The organism is Salmonella sp. SJTUF15581, assembly GCF_043356775.1.
GTDB classification, from domain to species: Bacteria; Pseudomonadota; Gammaproteobacteria; order Enterobacterales; family Enterobacteriaceae; genus Salmonella; species Salmonella enterica.
Genome location: NZ_JBEUJY010000012.1, coordinates 108,432 through 130,790, shown reverse-complemented (window position 1 = coordinate 130,790; position 22,359 = coordinate 108,432). Strand labels below are relative to the sequence as shown.

Sequence of the window (22,359 nt, the reverse complement as noted above, 5' to 3'; positions counted from 1 at the left end):
CGGCAGGGGATTATCATGTATCACGACGTCAGCCACCTTCTCTCCCGTCTCATCAACGGCCCGCTGCCGCTGCGCCAGATTTATTTTGCCAGCGCCAGCGGCCCAGCGCCGGAACTGGCGTACCAGGTGGATTTTCCGCGGCTGGAGATTGTGCTGGAGGGCGAGCTTACTGACATGAGCATTACCGCCCCGCTCATTCCTTGCGATGTTCTCTACGTTCCGGCTGGCGGCTGGAACATCCCGCAGTGGCAAACGCCCGTCACCACTCTGAGCATTCTGTTTGGCAAACAGCAGTTAGGTTTCAGCGTAGTCCACTGGGATGGTCAGCAGCATCAAAACCTCACGAAACAACACGTTGCGCGCCGTGGCCCGCGTATCGGCTCTTTCCTGTTACAAACGCTTAATGAGATGCAGATGCAGCCGCAAGAGCAGCAAACGGCCAGATTGATTGTCGCCAGCCTACTAAGCCATTGCCGCGATCTGCTCGGCAGCCAAATCCAGACCGCCTCCCGCAGCCGCGCGCTTTTTGAAGCCATTCGGGAGTATATTGATGAACGCTACGCCGCGCCGTTGACGCGTGAATCGGTAGCACAGGCGTTTTATATCTCGCCAAATTACCTCTCGCACCTGTTCCAGAAAACGGGAGCCATCGGCTTTAACGAATACCTGAACCATACGCGACTGGAACACGCCAAAACGTTGCTGAAGGGTTATGACCTGAAAGTGAAAGAGGTGGCGCACCGCTGCGGCTTTGTCGACAGTAACTATTTCTGCCGCCTGTTTCGCAAAAATACGGAACGCTCGCCGTCGGAGTATCGCCGCCAGTATCACAGCCAGCTAACGGAGAAATAATCCACACGCCAATAAAGAGAATACAGTAGATAAAACGCGCATTTACTGGATTATTGTAATATCAATACAAAAACCTCACTCCCCCACATGGCATACAACAGCACGTTATACGTTAATCATCACCAACTTGTGAAGTAAATCACACTTTACCAAGGGCATCACATTTGTCCAGTTTTTGGCAGATTTGTCACATAGCGCATCCGGGGCACGCTCCTTTATCCTGTCCATAACGAAAACTCACGAAGAGAAAGACTATGGAACTCTATCTGGATACCGCTAACGTGGCGGAAGTTGAACGTCTGGCGCGCATTTTCCCGATTGCCGGCGTCACCACCAATCCAAGCATTGTGGCAGCCAGCAAAGAATCTATCTGGGATGTGCTGCCCAGGCTGCAAAACGCCATCGGCGAAGAAGGCACTTTATTTGCGCAGACCATGAGCCGCGACGCGAAAGGGATGGTGGAAGAAGCCAAACGACTGAATAACGCCATCCCCGGCATTGTGGTGAAAATTCCGGTGACCACCGAAGGTCTTGCAGCGATTAAATTGCTGAAAAAAGAAGGCATCGTGACGCTGGGCACCGCCGTCTACAGCGCGTCGCAGGGCCTGCTGGCGGCGCTGGCGGGCGCAAAATATGTCGCTCCCTACGTCAACCGCGTTGATGCGCAGGGCGGCGATGGCATTCGTATGGTTCAGGAGCTGCAAACGCTACTGGAACATCACGCTCCCGACAGCATGGTGCTGGCGGCCAGCTTTAAAACGCCGCGGCAGGCGCTGGATTGCTTACTGGCAGGTTGCCAGGCGATTACCCTTCCTTTAGATGTAGCGCAACAAATGCTCAATACGCCTGCGGTAGAGTCAGCAATAGAGAAGTTTGAGCAAGACTGGAAAAACGCTTTTGGTAATCTGAACCTGTAGGAGAGAAATGTATGGATCGCATTATTCAGTCACCAGGTAAGTATATTCAGGGTGCAAACGTCATCGCGCGTCTTGGCGATTATTTAAAACCAATGGCGAACAACTGGCTGGTTGTGGGCGATAAATTCGTGCTGGGATTTGCCGAAGAGACGCTGCGCAAAAGCCTGACGGATGCCGGTTTGTCAGTAGAAATCGCCCCGTTTGGCGGCGAATGTTCGCAAAATGAGATCGACAGGCTGCGCGCCGTCGCCGAGAAAAGTCAGTGTGGCGCCGTACTGGGTATCGGCGGCGGTAAAACGCTGGATACCGCCAAAGCGCTGGCGCATTTTATGAACGTCCCGGTCGCTATCGCGCCGACCATCGCCTCTACCGACGCACCGTGCAGCGCACTCTCGGTTATTTATACCGATGCCGGTGAGTTTGACCGTTATCTGCTGCTGCCGCATAACCCGAATATGGTCATTGTCGATACGCAGATAGTGGCGGGCGCGCCGGCGCGTCTGCTGGCAGCCGGTATCGGCGATGCGCTGGCGACCTGGTTTGAAGCGCGCGCCTGCTCACGCAGCGGCGCCACCACAATGGCGGGCGGCAAGTGTACACAGGCCGCGCTGGCGCTGGCGGAGCTATGCTATAACACGCTGATCGAAGAAGGCGAAAAAGCCATGTTGGCCGCCGAACAGCACGTCGTCACGCCAGCGCTGGAACGCGTCATCGAAGCCAACACCTACCTGAGCGGGGTCGGTTTTGAAAGCGGCGGTCTGGCCGCAGCGCACGCGATTCATAACGGTTTAACGGCGATTCCGGATGCGCACCACTATTATCACGGTGAGAAGGTCGCTTTCGGTACGCTGACGCAACTGGTGCTGGAAAACGCGCCGGTCGAAGAAATCGAAACCGTTGCGGCGCTGTGCCATTCCGTTGGCCTGCCGATTACGCTGGCGCAACTGGATATTAAACAGGATATTCCGGCAAAAATGCGCACCGTCGCGGAAGCCTCCTGCGCAGAAGGTGAAACTATTCATAACATGCCTGGCGGCGCAACGCCGGATGAAGTGTACGCCGCGCTGCTGGTCGCCGACCAGTACGGTCAACGCTTTTTGCAGGAATGGGAATAAGGTCTGAGCAATACTCCTGACGATAGTCAGGAGTATTTCAGCTTGCTGACCCAACAGAATTCAGTTGCCGAATATCGACACAGGCGCCTTATCTGGCCTTGTTATCCAATCATCCAGGCCGGGTAAGCGAAGCGCTATCATCAGGTATTCCATAGCCTGGAATCAGTCCATTTTGTCCTGAAATAGACTTTTTTATCACGCACCATTCTCTCCGCGGAAAGTCAAATGACGTACTGACACACTTCACGGACGAAGAAGATGAAATTCGCACAGGCGCTTATCGGTATTCTTGCTGCTTTTTTTATTAGCCATATCTCTCATCATTCGCCACGCTCTGATACCAGACCAATAACCGTTCAGGCGCAAACTAATGCTGCAATCGCCCAAAGTGCCGGGACGCAAATAGGTAAGACGCTATTTTATGATGCTGCCTATGTTCGTCTGGATTATCCGAATGGCGATCTTCCGCTGGAGCGTGGAGTATGTGCAGATGTCGTCATCCGCGCGCTACGCAGTCAGCAGGTTGATTTACAGAAACGGGTACATGAAGACATGCAGGCGCATTTCTCTGCCTACCCGAATAACTGGAAGCTGAAACGCCCGGACAGCAATATCGACCATCGCCGCGTTCCGAATCTGGAAACCTGGTTCCAGCGTCAAAACAAAGCGTTGCCGGTGACAGATAAATATAGCGATTATCAACCGGGAGATATTGTCTCCTGGCGACTGGATAACGGCCTTGCGCATATTGGCGTGGTGTCCCTGAACGTCACGCCTGAAGGGGTGCCGCTGGTTGTGCATAACATAGGCGCGGGAGCACAGGAGGAAGATGTATTATTTAACTGGAAAGTAACGGGGCATTTTCGTTATTTTTCGCATTAAACGCGGAAAACGTCAGCGACTACCGAATAGCAGCCGCTGACGAATTAACCTATCAGATTATTGCAGATCGAAACGGTCCAGGTTCATCACTTTCACCCATGCCGCGACGAAGTCCTTCACAAACTTCTCGTGCGCATCGCTACACGCGTAAACTTCCGCCAGCGCGCGCAGTACGGAGTTGGAACCAAACACCAGATCGGCGCGGGTCGCCGTGTATTTCACCTCGCCAGTCAGACGATCCCGGCCTTCGAACAGCTCATTAGATTCGTCGGTCGGTTTCCACTCGTAACGCATATCCAGCAGATTAGCGAAGAAGTCTGTGCTGAGCACGCCCGGTCTGTCGGTAAAGACACCGTTCTGGCTGCCGTCAAAGTTGGTTCCCAGCACACGCATCCCGCCAACCAGTACCGTCATTTCCGGCGCGGTCAACGTTAACTGCTGCGCTTTATCAATCAACAGCGATTCGGTCGTCGACACATCCAGACGCGCACGATAGTTACGGAATCCATCGGCAATCGGTTCAAGCAGCGAGAACATCTCGATGTCGGTCTGATCCTGACGCGCATCCACCCGGCCCGGCGCAAAAGGTACGCTGATGCTGACACCCGCAGCAGCGGCCGCCTGCTCGATACCGACCACGCCCGCCAGCACAATAATATCGGCCAGCGAGGCTTTATTCGTCGTTTTCTGGATCTCTTCTAATACCGGCAGAACGCGAGCCGCAACGGCGTTGACATCCCAGTCGCGCTGAGGCGCTAATGCCAGACGCGCGCCGTTAGCGCCGCCACGCTTATCGCCACCGCGGAAAGTAGACGCGGATGCCCAGGCAACCGAAACCATCTCGCTAATAGAAAGCCCGGATGCAGCGATCGCCGCTTTCAGGTTGATAATGTCTTCCTGCGTTGGCTGGTAGAGCGGTTGCGGCAACGGGTCCTGCCAGATCAGATCTTCTTTCGGCACTTCCGGTCCGATGTAACGCGCTTTTGGTCCCATATCTCTGTGCGTCAGTTTGAACCAGGCACGAGCAAAGGCTTCATTAAAGGCCTGCGGATCGTTAAGGAAACGACGGGAAATCTTCTCGAACTCCGGATCAAAACGCAGCGTCAGGTCGGTGACCAGCATGGTTGGCTTACGTTTTTTCGACGGATCGAACGGGTCCGGGATGATATCCGGCGCGTCTACCGCTTCAAACTGGATAGCGCCAGCCGGACTACGGGTTTGTACCCACTCATATTTGAACAGGTTCTCGAAGAAATAGTTGCTCCACTGGGTCGGCGTCTGCGTCCAGACCACTTCCAGCCCGGAGGTGATAGCATCCGCGCCAACGCCGCTACCATAGCTGCTGGCCCAACCTAAGCCCTGCGCTTCAATCGGCGCGGCTTCCGGATCGGCCCCTACATGGGATGCCGCTGCCGCGCCGTGGGTTTTACCGAGGGTATGCCCGCCAGCGATCAACGCCACGGTCTCTTCGTCGTTCATCCCCATATTGCCAAAGGTAGCGCGAATAGCGGCGGCGGCAGAAAGTGGTTCGCCGCTGTGATCCGGCCCTTCCGGGTTAACGTAGATAAGGCCCATCTCGGTCGCGCCCAGCGGCGCTTTTGCCAGCGCTTCAGGGTGTCGGTGAGTCAACCAGGCTTTTTCATCGCCCCAGTTCACATCCAGATCCGGTTCCCAGACATCTTCACGCCCGGCGCCGAAACCGAAGGTACGGAAGCCGGAGTTTTCCAGCGCCACGTTACCCGCCAGAATAAACAGGTCGGCCCAGGAAATTTTCTGGCCATATTTCTGCTTAATCGGCCACAACAAACGACGCGCCTTATCCAGGCTGACGTTATCCGGCCAGGAGTTAAGCGGCGCAAAACGCTGTTGACCACGACCCGCGCCGCCACGACCATCAATAGAACGGTAGGTGCCAGCGCCATGCCAGGCCATACGAATAAACAAACCGACATAGCTGCCCCAGTCGGCGGGCCACCACGGTTGTGAATCGGTCAGCAGCGCCTTGAGATCCCCTTTCAGGGCGGAGTAGTCTAACTTGCTAAACTCTTTGCGGTAGTCAAAGTCTTCACCCAGCGGGTTAGAACGGTTGGAATGTTGATTCAAAAGATCCACGCGAAGCTGGTTCGGCCACCAGTCGCGGCTGGCTGTCCCTGCGCCTGCGCTTCGGTCATGCCCCCCCTGATGGAAAGGACATTTTCCAGTGGATAACGTGTTATGGGTATCGTCGGTCGTGCTCATATCTCAGCTCCCTTTTAAAGTGTTACCGTTACGATATACACCAGGAGCAAATAGATATAGTTGAATTAATCCACAGATTCGATAGCTAATACCTTTTATATTTTTAGTTACAGAGATGTAGATCAATATGAGGTGTAATAAAGCTCCCGGCAGGGAGCTGGAGGTTATAAACCCGGTCTTACGCCCAGTGTGTGGCAAATGGCATAACTCATTTCCGCACGATTCAACGTGTAGAAGTGGAAATCCTTCACTCCTTCACGGCTTAAAATTTTCACCATGTCCATCGCAATGTTAGCGCCCACCAGCTTGCGGGTTTCTGCGTCATTATCCAGCCCCTCAAACATCAGTGACATCCAGGACGGAATGCGGACATTGGTCATATCGGCAAATTTTTTCGCCTGTTTAAAGTTAGACACCGGTAAAATGCCGGGAATAATTTCTACGTCGATACCGGCGGAAACACAGCGGTCGCGAAAACGCAGGTAGCTTTCCACATCGAAGAAAAATTGGGTTATCGCGCGGTTAGCGCCAGCATCCACTTTACGCTTCAGATTAAGCAGATCGGCCTGCGCGCTTTTCGCTTCCGGATGTACCTCCGGATAGGCTGCTACTGAAATATCGAAATCGGCCACCTCTTTGAGCAAACCAACCAGATCGGCGGCGTACATCTCCGGCTTACCGCTGCCCGGCGGCAAATCGCCGCGCAAAGCGACAATGTGGCGGATACCGTTATTCCAGTAGTCGCGGGCGATGGTGCGCAGTTCATCGCGCGTGGCGTCAATACAGGTAAGGTGCGGCGCGGCCTCAAGCCCAGTACGCTCTTTAATGCCTTTAATAACGCTATGAGTGCGGTCGCGTTCCCCGGAGTTGGCGCCATACGTTACCGAAACAAACTTCGGTTTCAGACTGCTCAGGCGATCGATGGAGTTCCACAGGGTTTGCTCCATTTCACTGGTGCGCGGCGGGAAAAATTCAAACGAAACGTTAATCTGACCCTGTACTTCCGCCAGGCTCTGATTCAGGGCTTCCCGCTGGTTGGCGTGAAAAAAGCTCATACCTTACCTCATCAATCGCATGTTATTATTTGTTGTGTTGTAAACATCTATCCGTTTAGACGTCCAGATGTAAAAATGACGGAAAAGCAGAAGGACGTCAACTGAAAAATCACGCTAAAGAATGAGGAATATTCAGCAAAGTTGAATTTTCTTCATGTCACGCCGCGACACTGAACGCGCCGCGGCAGGGGAAATTACTTCTTCACATCCGCAACGCGCATCCCTTTGAGCTGCTCATCCGTGATGGTGTTGCCCGCCTTAAAGTAATCAACTATCGCATTCGACACATAGTAGCCGCCGGAGGTGTTCCGCGCCTGGCCTTCCGTGAACGCCGCAAAACCGTCGCCGCCGTCGGCAAGGAAGCTATTGGTAGCGATGTGATAAACCGTAGCATCGTCAATCGGCTTGCCATTGAGCGTCAGCACGGTAACCCGCTGGCCGATAGGTTTGCTGCTGTCATACTTCATCTCCAGCCCTTTAGACACCTGCAATACGCCGTTGCTTAATCCAGCGCCATGCTCCATCAGGCTGCGCAATTGTTTACCGGTTAAATCCATCGTGACCAGTTCATTAGGGAACGGGAAGGTACTGATTACCGCCCCCATCGTCACCGCGCCAGCCGGGATTTCGTTGCGGATACCGCCAGAGTTAGTAAGCGCTAACTGGGTGTCTTTCCCCGCCGTAAAAAGCAGCGCATCCGCCGCCAGATTCCCCAGCGACGACGATTCGCCATACGCGCGCGTTAACTCGACCGGCGACTGGGCCACCGTTTGCTGCACGACTTTATCGAGCTTTTTGTTCCAGCCGTCGATCACCTGTTTCGTTTGCGGATCGGGCTTCCACTCATCAGCAAAAATGGTCTTCAGCTCGAAGTTCTTCACCGTAAAGTGGTGTGGTTTCTCTTTGTAATCCAGCACCAGTTTACCCACATCAATACCGCCGCTGTCCGTTGAGAGGATCAGCGTATTACCGACTTTAATCGGTTCCGGCGTACCGACATGCGCGTGGCCGGTAATCAAAATATCCAGCCCTTTTACCTGACTTGCGGTCTGAATATCTTTATCCAGCGCGCGTCGCACATCGGTATTTCCCATGCTGGACTGGCGGGCCGGGGTGCCTTCGTGAATCAGCGCGACGGTCAGATCGACTTTACCTTTAAGTTCATCAATGTAACGTTGCAGCCACTTAATTTCATCGCGTGCCTCAATGCCCACGCGCGTCGCGGCAGAAACCGTATCATTAAAAGCAAAAACACCGTGTAAGCCGATCACGCCAATCTTGACGCCATCTTTTTCAACAATGGTGTACGGCTTATCCCAGAAGGATTTACTGCTGTCCTCATAAAAAATATTGCCCTGTACGATAGGGAATTTCGCCCGGCTCAGTTGCAACAATGTATTGTCCCAGCCATGATCGAACTCATGATTACCGATAGTGGCAGCGTCATACTGCATGGTATTCAAAATATCGATAATCGCTTTACCCTTCGTCAGGCTGCTGATATACGGTCCGGTAAAGTAATCTCCGGCATCAAAAAACCACGTCGCCTTATTTTTGGCTTTTTCCTGCTTCACCAACGTGGTGATATTGGCCCAACCGCCAATATCGCGTTTACCGTCAGCAATCCACGGCACTTTATAAGGCTCCACATGGGCGTGTAGATCGTTGGTGTAAATAATGGTGACATCTTTGGCGCAGGCCCAGAACGGCAGCGTGAACAAAATACCGGCAGCAAGCAGTTTTACTTTCATAAATAAGTCCCTTTCAGTCATATAAAGATTCGCTACGTTACGTTCTGAAAGGTTTTTTTATGTGAGAGTCCTCACACCCGCGTACCGTTTTATGAAGGCAGAATCAACGACCTGCCAAAATCGTTGGTAAAATGTATGCCGCCTCTGTTTACCATTAATGCCTGCAAAAGCGCTGGTTGTCGCAATCTTGGGCTGCCTGACTCGCCGGATTATGTGTGGCCGGACTATCGCCTGGGTTATCCGGCATTGCATTGTCGAGCCTGCGGCAGTTATCCGCCGCTCTTCAACGAGGTGGAATTTCGCCGCTGGGCGTCTGCTTATATCGCGCAATATGCCAAAGAGCATGGTCACTTTTGCCCCGACTGCTATCAAAAAACATGGATTCGTTATGGACGTAATCCCGGCGGAACGCAGCGACTTCAGTGCCAGTACTGTAAGAAGGTCTGGACGCCAAAACAGCACGCGCTGAATGTCGCCGAAACGCCGGAACAGATTTGCAGTATTCCGCTGCTCGTACCGTTTCAGGGAGCGAATGCCTTCCAACAATTGTACTTTTTATTCAGTTTTGACGCTGTTCGCGGCAATATTCTTCACCTTTCCAGCAATTTCACGTTACTTTCTGCCGGAAAGAGTTTGCATTACCACTGGAAAGGAATTGCGCCGCCCGAGGGTGAGGATGGCGATATTATTCACCGTATCGCCATTAAAGAACGGCAATTTTTACAGCGCAGCCAGTTCGATGAGATTCAGTATGGCTCGGCGGCGCTTAAACGGAACGCGCAAGGGACAATACTTCGCCCGGTCATTACGGCGCATGGTCATTTTCGGGTGCTGAAAAACCGCTTTCCTGATGTCACGACACACATCATTGCCCATGAGTGTTTTTTGCGCGGCGCGGTCATTACGGCATGGGCGGAGCGGTTTCGCCAGCGTCTCTCCTCGCTGTGGTTCGTTGAGGAAGAGATAAACGATGACGATTGCCGCGCAGAGTGGCAACTGTTAGGCAAAACATGGCAGGGATGGTGGCAAAATCAGTGGCAACTCTGGGGGCAAGGTCACAACCGCAAAATGGTCTGTTCGTTAACCGGTTCCCACTTAGAACAAGGTGTCGCCGTTAATCTGGCGGCCAGTCGCCGCTTTGTTACCTGGCTATGGCAACAACCTGAATTCCAGCAAAGCGCCCACTATTCCGCCAAACGCGTCACGCAAATTCTGTATTTGCTGACGGAAAAATATAACTCACAATGGAATCACATTTAACCCAATGATGTAATGCCACGCATAAAAAATCACAGATTATCATTCAGAAGGCGCTATAGATTTAATCACCTCACATCCTGCTTTTATACGCTGAAAAAGAATAGAACTATTTGATAAAATGGCCCTTCGTTTTAAGTTAAAATCGGCTATAAACGTTATTCACATAATCAATATTTATTATCAATTTAAATAGTTCTATACATTCTTATTTTCTATGGAAAACAAGGGATAAATATGGAAATTACTTTACCGTCAATGTCAGATAAAAAATGGACCTGCGCCGATCTCCTGAGTAGCTATCGATTCTGGGGGATCACTTTTTTCTTTTTGGTGCTCTCTTTTATCGGTTCGCTGGGATCGTCGTATGGTGTTTATTTTTGGAGTAAATCTCTGTCTATTCCAGCCGATCGTATTGGCGCCATTCTCGTTGGCGGCCAACTGGGATACCTCCTGGGTATGGTTGCCAGCTGGTTTGTCTGCCGTATAAAAAATTGTTACCCCTTCTACTTTGTTGCGCTCCTGTTAATCATTGGCGTGGTCTGTTCCTTCTGCATAAATGGCCCGTCTGACGTAGTCAGGCTTATCATAGCGCAGTTTTTAATTAATCTGGGTGTGGGGATCATAACGCTGTTAGTCCCCATGCTGCTTTTCAGCGCTATCGGCAGTGCTCAGACATTTGTTATTTTATTTAGCCTCTGCTTACTGTTCAAATTTATCATCGCTGGCTATCTGTCTATATTTATATACTCAATTCCTTATATAGGAATAATCGTAATTACTTTAGCGGTTATCGCGCTTTTGCTACTATTACCGCTCAAAAAAGAACTTTTCTATATTGCACCGCCCAAAAGGTTCTCATCAACCCAGCGACCTGAGTGCGCAGAACCCCTTGTCGTCGCATTATTAGCCTTTTTCATTCCATTTTATATTATTTATTGGTTCTTCAGAATTCACCGGGAAATGCAATTTGTGGCGCCTTCGCCCCGACTCATGACCGCATGTGGCGCGGGATGGCTGTCAGCAATTATGCCGTTTGGCACAGCCATATTGTGTCTGACGCTTAGCGATGAAATCCGCGCTCTGCTGGCGAATAAAAACGAAGATGGCGGAATACGAACCGGCTGGACACTATTCTGGGCGTTACTGCTGCCACCCGTCGGCGCGGCGATTATCCAGGCAAAAATGAACCGTTTTATTACTGCTAATACCGCGGATACTGCTGACAGAGGATAAACATGGAAGGTTTTGAGTTATTTCCAAAAATTAAAGGCGCGATCAAATGGATGGCCGAGCACAGTGACTCGGTAATTCATTTTGGCTGGAATGTTGTTGCCGCCATCATTCTACTTTTCATCGGTAAGTTAATAGCTCGCTTACTATCGAGGGGGCTGGAAAAATTACTTCTCAGGCGGCAAGTGGATGCCACTATTGTCCACTTTTTCTCCGCGCTGGTTCGCTACATCACGATAGCTTTCACGGCAGTAGCCGCTCTTGGCCGTGTCGGTATAGAAACCTCCTCAATTATTGCCGTTATCGGCGCGGCGGGTTTAGCCATTGGCCTGGCGCTGCAAGGGTCACTTTCCAACTTTGCCGCAGGCGTACTGCTTGTCTCCCTGCGCCCTTTCCGCGCCGGGGAAATTGTACAAATTGGCCTGGTTATCGGCACAGTAGAAAAGGTCCATATTTTCTCCACCACTCTGCTCACTGCGGATAGCAAAGAAGTTGTCATCCCGAATGGTAAAATTATTGCTGATAATATTATCAACTATTCACGACACCCCTATCGACGTATTGATCTGATTATTGGCGTGGATTACCAAAGCCGTATTGCTGACGTAAAAAGCGTGATACATCGTATTATTGAACAAGATCATCGCATTGATAAAACCCGCGATATTACGGTCCGCCTGGGCGAACTTGCGCCCTCTAGCCTGAATTTCTATGTTCGCGTATGGGTGCCCAACGCTCAGTACTGGAGTACTTACTACGATCTTCTGGAAAATATCAAGGAAGCGATGGATGAAAACGGCATCAATATTCCTTACCCCCGGATGGATGTCCGGGTTGAGAATGTAAAAAGCATCACGCCATAATGTTTCGTCAGCAATCGGATGGCGCTTCGTATATCAGTATCTACAGAATGACTGCATAACGTATTGAAACGTATTGATGAGGGAGCGAAGCGCAACCCGGCGCTTCGCTCACGAAATTGCCTTTATTACAGCAACTGCGCCAGGCGGTTGATATCCGACTGAATCGCCCCGGCGGTCACATCGCGACCCGCGCCCGGCCCACGGATCACCAGCGGGTTATCGCGATACCAGCGGCTTTCAATAGCAAAGACATTATCGCACGGCAGCAGCGCCGCCAGCGGATGTTCCGGACGCACCGCTTCAACGCCGACGCGCGCTTTGCCATTGGCGTCGAAACGCGCCACGTAACGCAACACCAGCCCCAGTTCGCGGGCTGCCTCCAGACGCTGCACCATCTGTTCATTCAGCGCGTCGCCGTTTTCGAAAAAGTGATCGATAGACCCTTCTTCACAATGCGCCGGCACCAACGATTCTACACGCACCTGATCCGGCTCGATGTCGTATCCCGCCTCGCGCGCCAGAATCACCAGCTTACGCATGACATCTTTTCCGGAAAGATCGACGCGCGGATCGGGTTCCGTCAGCCCCTGCTGCCAGGCCTGATCCACCAGATCGGTAAACGGCACCGTGCCGTCAAATTGCAGGAACAGCCAGGATAGCGTCCCGGAGAAGATCCCGCTGATCGAGAGAATCGTATCGCCGCTGTCAATCAGATCCCGCACCGTGTGGTTGATCGGCAACCCCGCGCCCACGGTGGCGTTATACAGCCAGTAACGCCCGGTTTTTTCAAACGCGTCATGAATCTGGCGATACTTATCGCTGGCGCTTGCGCCCGCCAGTTTATTGGCGCTAATCACATGAAAACCGTGGCTGGCGAAATCAAGGTACTGATCGGCCAGTTGCTCGCTTGCTGTCACATCCAGCACCACTAAATCATCATACGGATGCGCACGCATCCACAGGAATAGCGACTCTTCGTCCTGCTCAACGGCTTCATCATCAAAGAATGCCAGCGCGCGGCTGGCGTCCAGCCCTTCATAATTCAACAGGCTACGGCGGCTATCCACCACGCCCGCCAGCACAAATTCAAAACCAGTACGCGCGGAAAGCGTGCTTTGTTCACGGGCAAATAGTTCCAGCCAACGGGAGCCGATGTTCCCCTTACCGAACAGCATCAGGCCAATGCGTTTTTCGGCGCGGAAAACAGACTGGTGCAGCCCCTGAATCAGGCTCTCAGTCGGGCCGGTACGCAGCACCGCCACCAGACTGATGCCCTCCTCCGACTGCCAGGTAAATTCCACTGGCTGACCTTTAAGCTGCTGCCAGAAGCGATGGCAGTGTAGCGGATTGCGAGTGACGCCCGCACCGACCATCGCCACCAGCGCCAGCCCCTGCCGCAGGCGCAATTCGCCCGGCAGCCCGACATCGTCGAGGAGTTTCAGTACGCTATCCGCTACCTCGGCGGTATAGCAGAACTGTAATAACTGGCGATCGCGATGCACGCCCACCGCCAGCGGACGCACCTGCGCCCGTTTTAAAATGTGGTCGAGCTCTTTATGCGCCAGCCTGAAATCCTGGCTGGCAGGCACCTGAAACTCAATCAGACAGATATCATCGTGACTGGTCACGATACGCGCGCCCGTCCCGGAAGCCAGCACTCGTTCAATTCGGGTTGACCCTTGATCCGGCGTGTAGCTACAGCGCAACTGCAAATCGATATCGCTGCCGGACACTGGCTGTAGCGTGCGGGCGTGCAGAACAGGCGCCGCCAGACGCGCCAGCTCGCTGGCTTCGTCCAGACGCAGCAACGGCAGCAGGCAGGCATCTTTCACTTTGCGCGGGTCGGCGCTATAAACGCCCGCGACATCGCTCCAGATGGTCACGCGGGAAACGCCCGCCAGCGCGCCGATTTGCGTGGCGGAATAGTCGGAACCGTTCCGACCTAACAGGACCGTTTCGCCGTCGTGATTGCGGCTGATAAACCCGGTCACGACCAGACGTTTGCCAGGATGCTGCGCCAGTAGCTGTTGCAATAAAGGATAAGATAGCCCTTCATCAACCTGCGGCTGTGCGGCGCGTTCGGCGCGTAAAAATGCGCGCGCGTCCAGCCAGGCGGCATCCAGCCCCTGCTGATTCAGGACGGCGGACATCAATCTCGCCGACCAAATTTCGCCGTGTCCGACAATCTCGGCATAGACGGCATCCGTTACGCCGCCGTCGAGCAAGGCGGCAAGACGTTCCAGATCGCTGATAAAAGCGCTGGTTAAGTCATCTGCCACGTCGGCGGGAAGCAGCCCGCTAATCAGATCGCACTGGTAGCGGCGTAACGTCTGTAATACCTGATGCGCAGAAAGGCGATCGGTCTGGCTTAACTTGAGCCAGCTAATCAACTGGTTGGTGGTACTGCCTGCGGCGGACACTACCATCATATCGTCAGGCTGCGAATACTCCGCCATAATGCCTGCGACACGCAGGTAACACTTCACATCCGCCAGACTACTGCCGCCAAATTTATGCAGTTGACGACCTTTCGCCCCTGCCTGCGCAATCACACTCATGTTTACCCCTTGTTTGCAGCCCGGAAGCCATTTTCCAGGTCGGCAATTAAATCTTCGCCATCTTCAATACCGGTGGAGATACGCAGTAGCGTTTCGGAGATCCCGGCGGCGGCACGCGCCTGCGGCGACATACCGGCATGCGTCATGGTGGCGGCGTGAGAGATCAAACTTTCCACTCCCCCTAAAGATTCCGCCAGCGTAAACAGCGACAGCCCGCCCAGAAAACGACGCAGCGTCTCCTCATCCCCATCCAGTTCAAAACTCAACATTGCGCCAAAGCCTTTTTGCTGGCGCGCGGCAATTTCATGCCCCTGATTTTCCGGCAGCGACGGGTGATACAGTTTTTTCACCAACGGCTGGGTTTGCAGATATTTCACAATCGCCTGCGCGTTGCGCTGCGCCAGCTCCATACGCGGCACCAGAGTTCGCAAACCGCGCAGCAGCAGATAGCTATCAAACGCCCCGCCGGTCACGCCAATATTATTCGCCCACCACGCCAGTTCAGTGACCATTTCCGGATCTTTAGCAATCACCACGCCGGCCACAACATCCGAATGACCATTGAGATATTTCGTGCATGAATGCAACACCAGATCGGCACCCAACGCCAGCGGATTTTGCAGCGCCGGGCTTAAAAACGTGTTATCAACGACGCTCACTGCGCCCGCCTCGCGCGCCAGCCGACAGATTTTCGCAATATCCACCACGCGTAACAATGGATTACTTGGACTTTCTACCAGTACCAGCTTCGGTTTTTCTTCCAGCGCCGCCTGTAAGGCGCGTTCATCGCCCTGATCGACAAACCGCACACGATAACAGCCGCGTGTCGCCAGACTGTCAAACAGACGATAACTGCCGCCGTAGCAATCATGCGGCGCGACCAGCAGATCGCCCGGCTTGAGGAAAACGGTGGTGACCAGATGAATCGCCGACATGCCGGTATTCGTCAATACCGCGCCCGCGCCGCCTTCCAGTTCCGCTAATGCGCGCTGAACAACATCACGCGTGGGATTACCGCGGCGGGAATAATCATGCGCGCGCGGCTCATTGAAACCGGTAAAGTTATAGGTGCTGGAGAGATGGATCGGCGGCACAACGCAGCCGTATTGCTCGTCGTCGTTTAATCCGCTACGCACTGCGATAGTGGCCTGTTTACGCGTCATATGAAGATATTCCTGGCTGAGTCGGTGAAAGTCAGGCCACAGATTAACCACTACCACAATAGACGTCAATACATCTGGACATCTAAACTTCTTTGCGTATAGATTGAGCAAACCGCAAATAGCCGTTAAAATTATATGCATTAGCGCACATCTGCGACCGCTAACTTCGTGTCAGGGCCGCGCCACTACGGTAAACTACGCGCGATTATGGTCCGGGCTCAGGTTCAGACCTCAATATTAATGACGAAGAGGATTAAGTATCTCATGGCTGAATGGAGCGGCGAATATATCAGCCCATACGCTGAGCACGGTAAGAAGAGTGAGCAAGTCAAAAAAATTACGGTTTCCATTCCTCTGAAGGTGTTAAAAATCCTCACCGATGAACGTACGCGTCGTCAGGTGAACAACCTGCGCCACGCCACCAACAGCGAGCTGTTGTGTGAAGCATTTCTGCACGCCTTTACCGGGCAACCCTTGCCGGATGATGCCGATCTGCGAAAAGAGCGCAGCGATGAAATCCCGGAAGCGGCAAAAGAGATCATGCGTGAGATGGGGATTGACCCGGAAACGTGGGAATACTGATAGCAAAGCATGCGGTCAGAACGCCTCTGGCCGCGCTTTTTTAACGATTCCCCCTGTACACGGCTATCTCCGACATTTTTCTAACCGTTCATCTTCCCGAATAGCCCTCGGTGGATAAATTTGTCAGACATGATAAGTTTCTCTTCGTTACTTTCCTGAAAAAAAATTCCCGACATGCCATAACCGATATAATTTTATTATATTTAAACTTCCAATATTTATTTAATGTTTCACGTAGCAAAGCGTACATGAATAATAATACACCGCCATATATTTACTGAACAAATAGTATAACGATAAGTATTGTTAAAAAGACCATGGACACCTCATATTTGTGACCAACATCATTATTCCCCTCCGCGGATTGTTTTACTTTTTTAAATGTTTTTTCATCTCCGATAAATAAGAAGGTTAATATACATTCATTTTATCGATAATATCGAATGGGGAAATAAATATGTTATTTACAAGGAAAGTCTTACCTGTATTATGCTGCCTGTGTTTGAGCGGCAGCGTTTTGGCCTCAGGTGTTTTAGACCCAAACAGGCCAATGGTCGCATCAGCAGATGTCATTCCAGTCCATGAGGGGCCATTAGGTATGGTCGATGTCGCCCCCTACGGCGGCGTTTTCCCATTAACAGCAATCATTAATAAAGCCAATCATAATGTACAGAACGTGAAGGTTACCGTTTTAGGGAAAGGGGAAAAAGGTATCCCGATCAGTTATGATGTCGGCCCGCAGGCTATAAATACCCATGACGGCATACCTGTATTTGGCTTGTATCCAGATTATGTCAATAAAGTTAAAGTTGACTGGACTGAAGAAGGTAAAAAACAAACTTATACGTGGTCCATTTACGCCGCACCGGTATCATTACCCTCTACTACCGGGCAAACTGCCGTTCTTCCTACGGTAGAACCGGTTAAAGTCGATAGCTCGCTTAAAAATCGCTTATATCTTTTTAACCATATAACAGGGATGCCAAGAGCCGGCCACATTATGCATGTCGCAGGCGGCGCGGCGAACTGGGATTATACCGGTATCAACTGGATTAGCGATACGAATGGCGATGTTCGCGGCTATATGAATATTGATAAATTCCGTAACCAGGATGATATAACGCGCTTTGGTTCCATGATGAGCTTCCATCAGGTTAACGATGGCAATCTTATTTTTGGCCAGGGTCAACGTTACTTTAAATATGATTTCTTAGGCCGCGTTATTTCCGATAAACGACTACCAAAAGGATTTATTGATTTTTCGCACGCCATTACCGAAACGCCGAAAGGCACCTACCTGCTGCGTGTCGCAAAAGAAAATTATCCATTAAATGGTAAATACACCATCAATACGGTGCGTGATCATATTCTTGAAGTTGACCAGAACGGCGATACCGTCGATTACTGGGATCTGCCAAAAATCCTCGACCCCTATCGTGACGACGTTATTCTGGCGATGGATCAGGGAGCGGTATGTTTGAGCGTCGATGCCGAACATTCCGGTCAGGTCATGACCAAAGAGCAGCTTGCAAAACAACCCTTCGGCGATATCGCGGGCTCCGGCCCGGGCCGCAACTGGGCGCATGTTAACTCCGTCAGCTACGATCCTCGCGACGACAGCATTATCATTAGCTCGCGCCACCAGTCTGCCATCATCAAAATTGGTCGCGATAAAAAAGTGAAATGGATACTTTCCGATCCATCCGGCTGGAAAGGCGAACTGGCGAAAAAAGTGCTGAAACCCGTAGACAGCAACGGTAAACCACTAACCTGCGAAGCGCACCACTGCGACGGTGGATTTGACTGGACATGGACACAACATACCGGTTGGTTAGTGCCATCCAAAAGCACCGGAGGTAAAACCGTCGTGACCGCCTTTGATAACGGCGATGCGCGCGGCATGGAACAACCGGCCATGCCGTCAATGAAATATTCCCGCGGCGTGGAATATCAGATTGACGAAAAAAATATGACGGTTTCCCAAATGTGGGAATATGGTAAAGAGCGCGGTTTTGACTGGTACAGCGCTATTACTTCCGTCACGGAATATCGCCCGGAAACCAAAACGATGTTCATGTACTCGGCTACAGCGGGAATGAGCGGTACAAAACCGATCGTTTCCGTTCTGGATGAAGTCAAAGACGGTACTCAGGATGTGATGCTGGAGCTAAAAGTACACAGTAACCGTGCCGGTATGCTGGGTTATCGGGCGCTGATTATCGATCCAGAGCAGATGTTTAAAAAATAAAGCGAGATAGTAAAAGTAAAACAGGCGGAAGCTAACTTCCGCCTGAATGGTTAAAACGTATTGTAGTTATGACATTCGCTTTATTACCCTCGAAGAGGAATGCAAAAATATCAATGAATTACCAATCCGGCACCGACCCGATAAGCGCAGCGTCATTAGACAAACGCCACAACATACCGCGCCTTTGCTGGTGATATGTCATGAAAAATCTCTTTATCGCCTGGTTAAGTTTATTGCTATATGGCTGCACAACCTTTCCACAAGCCGTAAAACCTACGACAGGCGGACATCCCTCCCCGACGGAAATCTATATCGTCAGTCATGGCTGGCACACGGGAATTATTGCGCCGGCCCATGATGTTAATACCGTTCTGCCACAGCTTAAAAAACGGTTCGCTCAGGAGACGCAGTGGTATGAAATCGGCTGGGGCGATAAGGGCTTTTATCAGTCACAAGAAATCACCACCGCGCTTACGCTCCAGGCCATGTTCTGGTCATCCGGCGCGGTTATGCACATCGTCGCCTTTTCCGGTAAACCAGAACGCTATTTCGCCGGTAGCGAGATAAAATCACTGCTCCTGCACACAAACCAGCGTAACAGTCTGATGCGTTATCTGGGCCGCAGCTTTGCGCGTGACGCAGAGGGTAATCTGATTCCGTTAAAACAAGGAATTTACGGCGATAGCCAGTTTTACGCCGCGAATGGCCGCTACGGCATACTCAATACCTGCAATAAATGGACAGCGAAGGGGCTGGAAAGCGCGGGACTGACTATAAATCCTTCGTTAAAACTCACGGCAGGAAGCGTAATGAAAGCGATTACGGATCACAGAATGTGTCTGAACAAATACTGTTATCCCTAGAAAACAAAAAAGCGCCCTGCGGCGCTTTTTTTTCTGGCGGTAACTTATTTGCTGCCAGGGATGCTGAAGCGCTTGTTGAAGCGCTCAACACGACCACCGGTATCAACAACACGCTGCTTACCAGTGAAGAACGGGTGGCATTTGCCGCACACGTCCAGGTTCAGGTCGTGACCCACGGTAGAGTGGGTTTTGATAACATTACCGCAAGAACAGGTTGCAGTAATTTCTACGTAATTCGGGTGAATACCTTTTTTCATGGGGAACCTCAGTGTAAGGCCGCGTCGCTCTTCCAGCCCTAACGCCAGACACCACGCGAAGTTAATAGTAAAGGGTTTGATGCTCACAACACGCACCAAAGGCGGCGAATCATACAGAATTTGACCACCGTATGCAAACTGATCCGCGCTCCCTTATCGTAATGTGTATACTACCCGACGAAATTTCAAGTCAGGAAGATGCTATGTCCGTCGCGCACGTTGCCTTGCCCGTTCCGCTTCCCCGAACCTTTGATTACCTGCTGCCGGAAGGCGGGGTCGCCAAAGCCGGGTGCCGCGTGCGCGTGCCGTTCGGCAAGCAGCAAGAGCGCGTGGGCATTGTCGTCTCGGTTAGCGACCACAGCGAATTGCCGCTCGATGAATTAAAATCGGTCATTGAAATCCTGGATAACGAGCCAATCTTTTCTCCCTCCATCTGGCGCTTACTCCTCTGGGCGGCGGATTACTACCACCATCCCCTCGGCGACGTTCTGTTTCACGCTCTGCCGGTTTTACTGCGTCAGGGAAAACCAGCCAGCAACGCGCCCCTATGGTATTGGTTCGCCACCGAAGAGGGGCAAGCCGTCGACATCAACAGCCTGAAACGCTCCGCCAAACAACAACAGGCGCTGGCGGCGCTGCGGCAAGGAAAGATCTGGCGCTATCAGGTAGCCGAGCTTGATTTTACTGACGCCACGCTGCAAACGCTGCGGCGTAAGGGGCTTTGTGAGCTTGCCAGTGAAACGCCCGCGTTTACCGACTGGCGGGAGCATTACGCCGTCGCAGGAGAGCGCCTGCGGCTGAATACCGAACAGGCGACAGCAGTCGGCGCGATTCACAGCGCGTCGGACGGTTTCTCCGCCTGGTTGCTGGCAGGCGTAACCGGTTCCGGCAAGACCGAAGTGTATCTGAGCGTGCTGGAAAACGTCCTCGCCCAGGGCAAACAGGCGCTGGTGATGGTGCCGGAAATCGGCCTGACGCCGCAAACGATCGCCCGTTTTCGCGAACGTTTTAACGCGCCGGTGGAAGTGCTGCATTCCGGGCTAAACGACAGCGAGCGTCTTTCGGCATGGCTGAAAGCGAAAAACGGCGAAGCGGCGATTGTCATCGGCACGCGCTCCTCGCTGTTTACGCCGTTTAAAAATCTTGGCGTAATTGTCATCGACGAAGAGCACGACAGCTCTTATAAACAGCAGGAAGGGTGGCGCTACCATGCCCGCGATTTGGCTGTGTATCGCGCCCATAGCGAGCAGATCCCGATTATTCTCGGCTCCGCCACCCCAGCCCTGGAAACGCTATGCAACGTGCGGCAGAAAAAATACCGGATGCTGCGTCTGACGCGGCGCGCAGGCAACGCCCGCCCAGCCCTGCAGCATGTGCTGGATTTAAAAGGCCAGCGTCTTCAGGCGGGACTGGCGCCCGCCCTTATCGCCCGTATGCGCCAACATCTCCAGGCCGACAATCAGGTAATTTTATTTCTTAACCGCCGGGGATTCGCGCCCGCGCTGCTTTGCCACGACTGCGGCTGGATTGCGGAGTGCCCGCGTTGCGATCACTACTACACGCTGCACCAGGCGCAGCATCATTTACGCTGTCATCACTGCGACAGCCAACGTCCGGTACCGCGTCAGTGCCCCTCCTGCGGCTCCACACATATGCTACCGGTTGGGTTAGGGACGGAACAGCTGGAGCAGGTGCTGGTGCCCTTCTTCCCCGGCGTGCCGATCTCACGAATCGACCGTGATACCACCAGTCGTAAAGGCGCGCTGGAGCAGCATCTGGCGGAAGTTCACCGCGGCGGAGCGCGCATTCTGATAGGCACACAAATGCTGGCGAAAGGCCATCACTTTCCGGACGTCACGCTGGTGGCGTTGCTGGACGTCGATGGCGCGCTTTTTTCCGCAGATTTTCGTTCGGCGGAACGCTTCGCCCAGCTCTACACTCAGGTTTCCGGCCGCGCCGGGCGCGCGGGCAAACAGGGCGAAGTGGTGCTCCAAACGCACCATCCTGAGCATCCCCTGCTGCAAACGTTACTGTATAAAGGCTATGATGCGTTTGCGGAGCAGGCGCTGGCGGAACGGCAAACGCTCCAGCTTCCGCCGTGGACCAGCCACGTCATTATTCGCGCAGAGGATCACAACAATCAGCAGGCGCCCGTCTTTCTCCAGCAGTTGCGTAATCTGATTCAGGCCAGCCCGCTATCAGACGATAAGCTGTGGATCTTAGGTCCGGTTCCGGCCCTCGCGCCAAAACGCGGCGGCCGCTATCGCTGGCAAATTTTACTTCAGCATCCTTCACGGATTCGCCTGCAACACATCATCAGCGGCACGCTGGCGTTGATCAATACGCTCCCTGAAGCGCGGAAAGTTAAATGGGTTCTGGACGTCGATCCGATTGAAGGATAGTCCTCACGATGCGAGGCGGATCGTAAAATTAAAGATCCATCACACTTTTTATGAAAATTCTGTAACCGCTTCCACGCACTATCTGATAAAAATGTTTTCGATGAGTGTTACCAGGGATAGATC

At 52.5% G+C, this 22,359-nt stretch carries 17 protein-coding genes; 11 read left to right on the top strand and 6 right to left on the bottom strand.

Features of this window, described 5'->3' with window-relative positions:
- Window positions 1–15 precede the first annotated feature (15 nt).
- From ABVN36_RS18960 to ABVN36_RS18945, 4 genes are all read left to right on the top strand, one after another.
- On the top strand, window positions 16–852 hold the full coding sequence (locus ABVN36_RS18960; protein WP_000274595.1) for an AraC family transcriptional regulator: 837 nt from the start codon (window positions 16–18) through the stop codon (window positions 850–852).
- A 254-nt stretch (window positions 853–1,106) separates the two neighbouring features.
- On the top strand, window positions 1,107–1,769 hold the full coding sequence (gene fsa, locus ABVN36_RS18955; RefSeq protein WP_023138075.1) for a fructose-6-phosphate aldolase: 663 nt from the start codon (window positions 1,107–1,109) through the stop codon (window positions 1,767–1,769).
- Window positions 1,770–1,780: 11 nt separating this feature from the next.
- Complete coding sequence (locus ABVN36_RS18950; protein ID WP_000374031.1) at window positions 1,781–2,884, top strand: glycerol dehydrogenase; 1,104 nt, start codon at window positions 1,781–1,783, stop codon at window positions 2,882–2,884.
- 258 nt (window positions 2,885–3,142) lie between these two features.
- Complete coding sequence (locus tag ABVN36_RS18945; RefSeq protein WP_000666689.1) at window positions 3,143–3,766, top strand: DUF1287 domain-containing protein; 624 nt, start codon at window positions 3,143–3,145, stop codon at window positions 3,764–3,766.
- Between the two features lie 57 nt (window positions 3,767–3,823).
- Here ABVN36_RS18945 and katG read toward each other — a convergent pair whose 3' ends face one another.
- From katG to ABVN36_RS18930, 3 genes are all read right to left on the bottom strand, one after another.
- Window positions 3,824–6,004, bottom strand: coding sequence for a catalase/peroxidase HPI (gene katG / locus ABVN36_RS18940; protein ID WP_000108105.1), 2,181 nt, complete (start codon window positions 6,002–6,004; stop codon window positions 3,824–3,826).
- 164 nt (window positions 6,005–6,168) lie between these two features.
- On the bottom strand, window positions 6,169–7,059 hold the full coding sequence (gene metF, locus ABVN36_RS18935) for a methylenetetrahydrofolate reductase (RefSeq protein WP_000007508.1): 891 nt from the start codon (window positions 7,057–7,059) through the stop codon (window positions 6,169–6,171).
- Between the two features lie 194 nt (window positions 7,060–7,253).
- Window positions 7,254–8,810: a bifunctional UDP-sugar hydrolase/5'-nucleotidase gene (locus ABVN36_RS18930; protein ID WP_000865249.1), complete on the bottom strand. Its 1,557-nt coding sequence runs from the start codon at window positions 8,808–8,810 to the stop codon at window positions 7,254–7,256.
- A 135-nt stretch (window positions 8,811–8,945) separates the two neighbouring features.
- Here ABVN36_RS18930 and ABVN36_RS18925 point away from each other — a divergent pair, with 135 nt between their 5' ends.
- The 3 genes from ABVN36_RS18925 (at window position 8,946) to mscS (ending at window position 12,163) form a co-directional block, all read left to right on the top strand.
- A complete protein-coding gene (locus tag ABVN36_RS18925; protein WP_023138074.1) occupies window positions 8,946–10,070 on the top strand; it encodes a hypothetical protein in 1,125 nt (374 codons plus the stop codon).
- Between the two features lie 234 nt (window positions 10,071–10,304).
- On the top strand, window positions 10,305–11,303 hold the full coding sequence (locus ABVN36_RS18920; RefSeq protein ID WP_000406812.1) for a hypothetical protein: 999 nt from the start codon (window positions 10,305–10,307) through the stop codon (window positions 11,301–11,303).
- Between the two features lie 2 nt (window positions 11,304–11,305).
- On the top strand, window positions 11,306–12,163 hold the full coding sequence (gene mscS, locus ABVN36_RS18915) for a small-conductance mechanosensitive channel MscS (protein ID WP_000398251.1): 858 nt from the start codon (window positions 11,306–11,308) through the stop codon (window positions 12,161–12,163).
- A gap of 125 nt (window positions 12,164–12,288) precedes the next feature.
- Here the strand turns inward: mscS and metL are convergent, their stop codons facing one another.
- On the bottom strand, window positions 12,289–14,721 hold the full coding sequence (gene metL / locus ABVN36_RS18910; RefSeq protein ID WP_023138073.1) for a bifunctional aspartate kinase/homoserine dehydrogenase II: 2,433 nt from the start codon (window positions 14,719–14,721) through the stop codon (window positions 12,289–12,291).
- Between the two features lie 2 nt (window positions 14,722–14,723).
- A complete protein-coding gene (gene metB, locus ABVN36_RS18905; RefSeq protein ID WP_000197213.1) occupies window positions 14,724–15,884 on the bottom strand; it encodes a cystathionine gamma-synthase in 1,161 nt (386 codons plus the stop codon).
- A gap of 264 nt (window positions 15,885–16,148) precedes the next feature.
- Between metB and metJ the strand changes: the two genes are divergently transcribed.
- From metJ to ABVN36_RS18890, 3 genes are all read left to right on the top strand, one after another.
- The gene (metJ, locus tag ABVN36_RS18900; protein ID WP_000852811.1) at window positions 16,149–16,466 is read left to right on the top strand and encodes a met regulon transcriptional regulator MetJ; all 318 of its coding nucleotides are present in this window, start codon (window positions 16,149–16,151) and stop codon (window positions 16,464–16,466) included.
- Window positions 16,467–16,923: 457 nt separating this feature from the next.
- Complete coding sequence (locus ABVN36_RS18895; RefSeq protein WP_000899644.1) at window positions 16,924–18,714, top strand: aryl-sulfate sulfotransferase; 1,791 nt, start codon at window positions 16,924–16,926, stop codon at window positions 18,712–18,714.
- Between the two features lie 200 nt (window positions 18,715–18,914).
- Window positions 18,915–19,577, top strand: a complete 663-nt coding sequence (locus ABVN36_RS18890) for a TIGR02117 family protein (protein ID WP_000792791.1) — start codon at window positions 18,915–18,917, stop codon at window positions 19,575–19,577.
- Between the two features lie 44 nt (window positions 19,578–19,621).
- On the opposite strand, the gene rpmE is transcribed toward ABVN36_RS18890, so the two are convergent.
- The gene (rpmE, locus tag ABVN36_RS18885) at window positions 19,622–19,834 is read right to left on the bottom strand and encodes a 50S ribosomal protein L31 (protein ID WP_000715284.1); all 213 of its coding nucleotides are present in this window, start codon (window positions 19,832–19,834) and stop codon (window positions 19,622–19,624) included.
- Window positions 19,835–20,037: 203 nt separating this feature from the next.
- On the opposite strand from rpmE, the gene priA reads away from it, so the two are divergent.
- Entirely contained in the window at window positions 20,038–22,236 is a 2,199-nt protein-coding gene (gene priA, locus ABVN36_RS18880) for a primosomal protein N' (RefSeq protein WP_023138072.1), read from the top strand.
- Window positions 22,237–22,359: the final 123 nt, after the last annotated feature.